The organism is Novosphingobium resinovorum (genome assembly GCF_036352595.1).
GTDB classification, from domain to species: Bacteria; Pseudomonadota; Alphaproteobacteria; order Sphingomonadales; family Sphingomonadaceae; genus Novosphingobium; species Novosphingobium resinovorum_B.
In genome coordinates, this window is sequence record NZ_JAZFAX010000100.1 from 1 (window position 1) to 1,862 (window position 1,862).

Here is a 1,862-nt window from a genome sequence, read left to right on the forward strand (position 1 = left end):
GAGCGCTTCATCATCGGCGGCGCGGTTCCGGGCGCTGAGCCGCTTGCCCTGCCGCTGCAGACCGTCCCCAAGAGCGCGGAGGGCAAGTCCTTCTTCGAGCGCCGCGAGGCCGGCATCACCAACATCGGCGGACCGGGCGCGATCACCGTCGACGGCCAGCGCTTCGAGATGAAGAACAAGGAATGCCTCTACGTCCCCATGGGCACGAACGAGGTGATCTTCGAAGGTGAGGGCGCGCGCTTCTACATCGCGTCGGTCCCGGCCCATAAGGCGCTGCCGATCAAGCACATCACGCTCGATCAGGCGAACCCGCTGGCGCGCGGCGACCTCGCCAATTCTAACCAGCGCACGATCTACCAGCTCGTGATCCCCGGCGTGTGCGAGAGCGCGCAGCTGCTGCTCGGCCTGACCGTGCTGGAAGAAGGCTCGGTCTGGAACACCATGCCGCCGCACCTCCACGACCGCCGCTCGGAAATCTACCTGTACTTCGAGCTGCCCGAAGAGAACGACCGCATCTTCCACTACATGGGCGAGCCGGACCAGATGCGTCACATCGTCATCGCCAACGAAGAGGCCGTCATCAGCCCGCCGTGGTCGATCCACATGGGTTCGGGCACCAAGAAGTACGCCTTCATCTGGGCGATGGGCGGCGAGAACCTCGACTACACCGACATGAACGTGCTGGACATCTGCCAGCTCCAGTAAGCCTTCGCTTACCCCCCTACGCTCGTCATTGCGAGGAGCGCAGCGACGAAGCAATCCATCGAGCCAGCGTCGCAACCGCTCTGGGTTGCTTCGCTGCGCTCGCAATGACGAGAGAGGGTATCATGGCAATTTCCTTCGACCTGACGGGCAAGACCGCGCTCGTCACCGGCGCCAACACCGGCATCGGCCAGGCCATCGCCGTCGCGCTGGCACAGGCGGGCGCCGATGTCGCCGTCGCGGGCCGCTCGGAGCCGACCGAGACGCTGGCGCTGATCGCCGCGACGGGCCGCAAGGCCGTGAACATCAAGGCCGACCTGTCGAGCATCGAGCCGGTCCAGCGCGTCATCGACGAAGCGGTGGCGGGTCTCGGCAAGGTGGACATCCTCGTCAACAACGCCGGCATCATCCGCCGCGACGACCTGCTGCAGTTCTCCGAAGAGGACTGGGACGCGGTGATCGACACCAACCTCAAGACCCTGTTCTTCCTCAGCCAGGCGGCCGCGAAGGGCATGACCGAACGCGGTTACGGCAAGATCGTCAATATCGCCTCGCTGCTGACCTTCCAGGGCGGCATCCGCGTGCCGAGCTACGCGGCGGCGAAGTCGGGCGTTTCCGGCGTCACCAAGGCGATGGCGAACGAACTGGCGCCCAGGGGCGTGCAGGTCAACGCGATCGCGCCGGGCTACATCACCACCAACAACACCGCCGCGCTCTCCGCCGACGAGACGCGCAACCGCCAGATCCTCGAGCGCATCCCGACCGGTCGCTGGGGTAAGCCGGAGGACATCGCGGGCGCCGCCGTGTTCCTCGCCTCTCCGGCCTCGGATTATGTTACCGGTCACATTCTTGCTGTCGACGGCGGCTGGCTGGCTCGCTAAGCCGCCGCAGCGACGAATGGAAATGTGAGAGGGGTGGGTAGATGAGCGGTCATGTCCTGTGTTTCGGCGAAGTCCTGCTGCGCTTCGCCACGCCGGCCGCGCGGCTGACGGTGCAGTGCGATGCGCTGGACATGGTCGTGGGCGGGGCGGAAGCCAACGTCGCGGCGGGGCTCGCCTCGCTGGGCCATGACGTGAAGATGCTGACGCGCCTGCCGTCGAGCCCGCTGGGCGACAAGGCGCGCGCGGCCCTTGGCGCCGCCGGGATCGACACCACGTATG

Annotated in this window: 3 protein-coding genes; all 3 read left to right on the plus strand. The window is 66.4% G+C overall.

Annotation, left to right across the window (positions count from 1 at the left end; all coding sequences use genetic code 11):
- Positions 1-705, plus strand: a 705-nt coding sequence (gene kduI / locus V2S85_RS27030; protein ID WP_330705863.1) for a 5-dehydro-4-deoxy-D-glucuronate isomerase, incomplete at its 5' end; no start/stop codon positions are given.
- 122 nt (positions 706-827) lie between these two features.
- Entirely contained in the window at positions 828-1,583 is a 756-nt protein-coding gene (gene kduD, locus V2S85_RS27035; RefSeq protein ID WP_330705864.1) for a 2-dehydro-3-deoxy-D-gluconate 5-dehydrogenase KduD, read from the plus strand.
- Between the two features lie 41 nt (positions 1,584-1,624).
- The coding region (locus V2S85_RS27040; protein WP_330705865.1) for a PfkB family carbohydrate kinase at positions 1,625-1,862 on the plus strand (238 nt) is incomplete at its 3' end.

Coding starts and splice junctions, on each gene's coding strand:
- kduD (WP_330705864.1), top strand. CDS start 828: ATGGCAATTTCCTTCGACCTGACGGGCAAGACCGCGCTCGTCACCGGC.